The 5271-nt window shown below is 58.9% G+C and carries 3 protein-coding genes; 1 reads left to right on the top strand and 2 read right to left on the bottom strand.

The window, feature by feature from the left end; genetic code table 11:
• The coding region (locus T370_RS0121185) for a cobyric acid synthase (protein ID WP_029436930.1) at positions 1-990 on the bottom strand (990 nt) is incomplete at its 3' end.
• A gap of 391 nt (positions 991-1381) precedes the next feature.
• Complete coding sequence (gene hpsG, locus T370_RS0121180; protein WP_029436929.1) at positions 1382-3856, bottom strand: (2S)-3-sulfopropanediol dehydratase; 2475 nt, start codon at positions 3854-3856, stop codon at positions 1382-1384.
• A 509-nt stretch (positions 3857-4365) separates the two neighbouring features.
• Here hpsG and T370_RS0121175 point away from each other — a divergent pair.
• Positions 4366-5199: an amidohydrolase family protein gene (locus T370_RS0121175; RefSeq protein WP_005027954.1), complete on the top strand. Its 834-nt coding sequence runs from the start codon at positions 4366-4368 to the stop codon at positions 5197-5199.
• The last annotated feature ends 72 nt before the right edge of the window (positions 5200-5271 follow it).

The following is a 5271-nucleotide window of genomic DNA, read 5'->3' as shown; positions in this document are numbered from 1 at the left end:
GCAGATGCCGAAGATCCATTTGCCGCGCTCGGCGTGCCCGAGGATATTGTCCGCCAGCCCGCTGCGGCGCAGGTCGTCGAGGTCGGGGACCACGCTTTTCGAGCCCGGAAGCATCACCACATCGGGGTCGCCCCATTCCTCCGCACGGCGCACCGGACGCAGGCGGACGTCGGGTTCGGCGGCGAGCGGCGCAAAGTCGGTGTAATTGGATACGTGCCGCAGCATGACCACGGCGATGTCCAGAGTCCCCGCCTTTTTTTCCCCGCAGTCGGTGTGTCCCCATGAGAAGCCCGCCATGTCTTCTTCGGGAATGTTGAGGTCGCGTATATAAGGAATGGTGCCGAGCACGGGAGTTCCCGTATGGTCGAGCATGTATTCGTGGGCCGGGCCGAGCAGGGAGGCGTCCCCCCGGAACCGGTTGACGATATAGCCGGTGAGCAGGCGGCGTTCGGCGTCGGTGAAGGTCATCCACGTTCCGAGGAAGGAGGCGTAGACCCCGCCCCGGTCGATGTCTCCGACGAGCAGCACGGAAGCCCGCGCATGTTCGGCCATGCGCATGTTGACAACATCGTGCTCCTTGAGGTTGATTTCGCCGGGGCTGCCCGCGCCTTCGAGCACCATGACGTCATGGTCGGCGGCGAGGCTGTCGTAGGCTTCGGTGACGGTCTTCCATAATTCCTTTTTTTTCTTGAAGTAGTCGAGGACGCCCATGTGCCCGATGGGTTGCCCAAGGACGACGACCTGCGATCCTGTATCGGAGTGCGGCTTGAGCAGGATGGGGTTCATGCGGGCGTCCGGGTCGACGAGGGCGGCCTGCGCCTGCACGATCTGGGCGCGGCCCATTTCGTCGCCCGCCGCCGTGACGCCCGAGTTCAGCGACATGTTCTGCGCTTTGAAGGGGGCGACGCTGTAGCCGTCCTGCCGGAAGATGCGGCAGTAGGCCGCCGCAAGGATGCTCTTGCCCGCGTTGGAGGAGGTGCCCTGCAGCATGAGGGCCGGGGTATGGCGGGGAGGGCGGCGGGAAATGCCGGGGGAAGGGAGGAGAAACCCTTCTGGAGAAGGGCTTTCTCCTCCCTTCCCCCAGACCCCCATCCCTCCTTTTCCCAAGACTTTTGACTTTATCGAATCCCTGCTCGCGGATTTCCCGCTTTCCGTGAAGGCGTTTTTCATTTCAAGGAAAAGCAACATGTGGTGGGTCGGTTCAATACCAACCCTACTCCTTTTTCCCATTTCACCAGGGGACGAAAGCCGTGCCGAACTTGTCTTGTCTCCCCCACCCGCCATAAACCCATACGAAAGTCTTTGAAGAGGAAGGGGGGAGGTTTGGAGGGGGGAAGGAGATACTTTCTGAAGAAAGTATCTCCTTCCCCCCTCCAATTTTTTACAGATCCGCGTGTTCGGTGCGGTCGATGATGTCGTTCTGCAGGTCGGGGGACATGTCGCAGAAGTACGCGCTGTACCCGGCCACACGGACGATCAGGTTGCGATAGCTGTTCGGGTCCTTCTGGGCGGCGAGCAGGGTGTCTCGGTTGACGATGTTGAACTGGAGATGCCACAGTTTCAGGTCGCACCACGTGCGGATGATGCTCATGATTTTCTTCGCGCCCTGCTCGCCCGCCACGCACTTGGGCGACAGCTTGATGTTCAGAAGACGGGAGGCGCGGTTGATCATGCCGTAGTTTTTGGAATGGTAGTTCGACAGCAGAACGGCGGTCGGGCCGTTGTGGTCGGCGCCGTGCGACGCAGAGGAACCGTCAGCCAAGGGGAACCCGGCAACGCGGCCGTTCGGGGTGGCGGCGATGATCTTGCCGAAAGGCACGTGCGAGGTGATCGGCACATAGCGGACGTCGACGTGAATGCCGCGATCCCGGCTGCTCTTTTCGGCTTCGACCTGCGTAAACCGGTCGACGTCCTTGGCGATGCTGTCGGCATAGGGATCGTTGTTGCCGTAGCAGGGCGCGTTCTTCAGCATTTCCTGAATCGGCTCATACCCCACGAAGTTGGCGTTCATCGCGTCGAGCACCTCACGCATGGTCAGCCGCTTTTCCTCAAAGACGAGCTTCTTGATCGCGGCGAGGGAGTCCACCACGGTCGCGTAGCCGAGGAATTCGAAGTACGAATAATCGACGCCGCCTTCGATCTTCTCGGAATGCAGATCCTGCATGTTCTTCATGCAGAGGTTGTGCAGCACGGAGGACAGCGGAGCCGCGAAATGCTGCGGGCGCAGACGGTCGACGATGTGCTGCTGCTGGAAAGCCTTCTGCAACAGATTGATGTGCTGCGCCTTGTAGGCATCGTAGAATTCCTCCCACGTCTGGAAGCGGGTCGGATCGCCGGTTTCAAGGCCGATAAGCTCGTCGCCGTAGTAGTGCAGGCGACCGTTGTTCATCAGCATTTCCAGCGCGGTAGCGAAGTTGATGTACACGCAGCCGGAGGTGTAGGTATCGCGGTTGGGCATACGGGTTTCGGTACAGCCCGAAATGGCATAGTCCAGCGCCTCGTTGATCGGGCAGCCCTTGATGGCGTTCAGGGGCACCACTTCCTCGTCGTTGATGAGCTTCGGGAACCCGGAGCCATCCTGAACGGTCAGGGCGATCTCATACAGGAAACGGTCGGGCGTGCGCGAATGGATGCGGACCGCCAGGTCGGGGTAGGTCATCGGGAATTCGCGCTTGGACTCGAGGAACAGATACGACAGCTCGTTGGTGGCGTCCTCTCCCTCGGACGTCTGACCGCCGACGGTGACGGCTTCCCAGTGGGCATAGCCTTCCTGGAATTCATTGCCCGTGGGGTTGATGTACAGGTCGATGAACTGGGCCATGTCGACCCACATGCATTCGAGCAGTTCCTTGGCTTCCTCGGAGGTCAGCGTGCCTTCTTCAATATCCTTCTTGTAGTAAGGATAGAGGTACTGGTCCATGCGGCCGTTGGAAATGATGGCGCTGGCCTTCTGTTCGATGCGCGAGAACATCTGCACGAACCACTGGCACTGGACGGCTTCGCGGAAGTTGCGGGCCGGATAAGCGGGCACATGCTCGCAAATGTCGGCCATGCGGAGCAGTTCCTGCTTGCGGACCGGATCGGACGTCGCGGCGGCGGTGTCGCGGGCAAGCTGCGCATGGCGCTTCGCCCAGATCATGATGGCGTCGCACACGATGATCATGGCTTCGAGGAACGGCTTCTTTTCCCATATGTCCACGGAATTGGTCAGATCGAGGTCCGCCAGCTTGGCCTTGGCTTCGTTCTGGATGTCGATGAAGCCGCGCTTCATGGCCTTTTCATAGTCCGGGACCCACTGGAGCGCGGAACGGTAGGAAGAGGTCTCGCTCACCACGAACTTGGACTTCAGGCCGCGTTCGTCGTGATAGGTCACGCCGCGGATTTCGGCGGGCAGCACCTTGTTGAGGTGCTCATGGTAGGTCTTGCCTTCCCAGTAGGGGGCGATTTCTTCCATGAGGATCTGCATGTCGGTGGGATCGATCTGGAAGGGGCTCTTTTCGCGGTTGGGAAGATCCTTCATGACTTCAATGTAGAAGTCGCCGTCGATTTCCGGATACAGGATGCCGTAGCGTCCGAGCTGCCCTACGCGGCCCGCGAGAAGCTGGTCGGGCGTGATGTATACGGTAATCTTTTCAGCCACATTCTTGAGCGCCTTGGCCCAGCGCAGGGTCAGCAGCTCACCTTCGGTCTGGCGCATGGATTCCGTGAAGTACCGGGCGCGCTCGATGTCCACGTGGGGAACGGTGAACTGGATGCGGTCGAGAATCTTATAGACGCGTTCGCGGCCTTGGCGGTTGACTTTCTTGGTACCCTGAAGACGTTCTTCCTGCGGGGACAGGCAGCAGCACTGGGACATGGGGAGCCTCCTAACAAAATGTTTATCTTGACGGTTCGTTTTTTCATCAAGTGGTTGCCCCGTTTAAAGCATCATGCGTGCCATCATGCATATCCTGCCTGAATAGAAAGAAAAATCAGCAAAGCACCCCATACGGTTGTACGTTGCTCCCCGGAAAGCATGGTGTGCATTTCTGCAATGGGCTCTCCGGCAACCGACCCAATTCACAGCGTTTCGACATCATGTGTGCATTTTTGCAATACGAAAAAATACACATGCAAGATGACGTTTTCCGTTTCCGCTCTCCCTTCCGATATCGCCCCATACCCGCTCATGCCAGATGAACATGTTGATATTACATCATAAAAAATTCCGTGTGCATCATATGTTCTGTCGCCACCCCCCTTTTTCCTTCCCTATGAGCGGCATCAATCTTGCTTTTTTGCACACATCAGGACAGTTAGACGTGGTTCCTTTCCGTTCACACACGACGCCGACACGCGGCGCCAGCATACAAGGAGTTCTTTGTCATGAAAGCCATCGATTTCCGTTTCCGCCCCAACACGCCCGACGCCGTGGACGGGCTCATCCACAGCCCCTTCTTTGGGGACATGTGCGCCTTCTTCAACTATCCGGATCGCGCGTGGTCGGCTTCGCTCGACAAAATCGTCGAGATCATGGACGAGCATGAAATCACCGGGGTCATCACCGGGCGCGACGTCGAAACGACCTATGGCTGCCCCTGTTCCAACATGGGCGTCGTGGAAATGATGAGGGCCTACCCCCACAAATTCTATGGCATGGCCGGGCTCGATCCACACAAGGGTATGCAGGCCATCGACGAGCTTTCCCGCATGGTCAACGAATTCGGCATGAAAGGCGCGTCCATCGATCCCTACCTCGCCAAGCTCCCGGCAGATCACCGCAAGTTTTATCCTATCTATGCAAAATGCTGTGAATTGAAGGTTCCGGTGGTCATCAGCACCGGACCTGGTACCCGCGTTCCCGGCGCGATCATGGGCGACGCCTCCCCCGCCCGCGTCGACGAAGTGGCCCGCGACTTCCCGGATCTCACCATCGTCATGAGCCACGGCGGGTATCCCTACGTGCAGGAAGCCTGTATGGTCTGCCACCGCAACGCCAACGTCTATATGGAATGGTCCGAGTATGAAACGTGGCCCTTCGCGGACGGCTACGTCAAGGCGGGCAACGAGCTCATCCCCGACAAGCTCATTTTCGCCAGCGCCCACCCCTTCTATGACAGCTGGGAGCGCGCCAAGCTGTACGAGACTCTCGGCTTCAGGCCCGACGTGCTCGAGAACGTCCTGTACAACAACGCCGCCCGCATATTGGGGATTGCGTAGAATAATAAGCCGGGGGAGGGGAGAGGGAAACTTTCTGTAGAAAGTTTCCCTCTCCCCTCCCCCGTACCCCCT

Origin of the sequence: Bilophila wadsworthia ATCC 49260 (genome assembly GCF_000701705.1) — a bacterium.
Lineage (GTDB): Bacteria > Desulfobacterota > Desulfovibrionia > Desulfovibrionales > Desulfovibrionaceae > Bilophila > Bilophila wadsworthia.
Note: the sequence above shows the minus strand (reverse complement) of the source record. Positions and strands in the feature narration are given on the sequence as shown.

Coding starts and splice junctions, on each gene's coding strand:
- hpsG (WP_029436929.1), bottom strand. CDS start 3,856: ATGTCCCAGTGCTGCTGCCTGTCCCCGCAGGAAGAACGTCTTCAGGGT.
- T370_RS0121175 (WP_005027954.1), top strand. CDS start 4,366: ATGAAAGCCATCGATTTCCGTTTCCGCCCCAACACGCCCGACGCCGTG.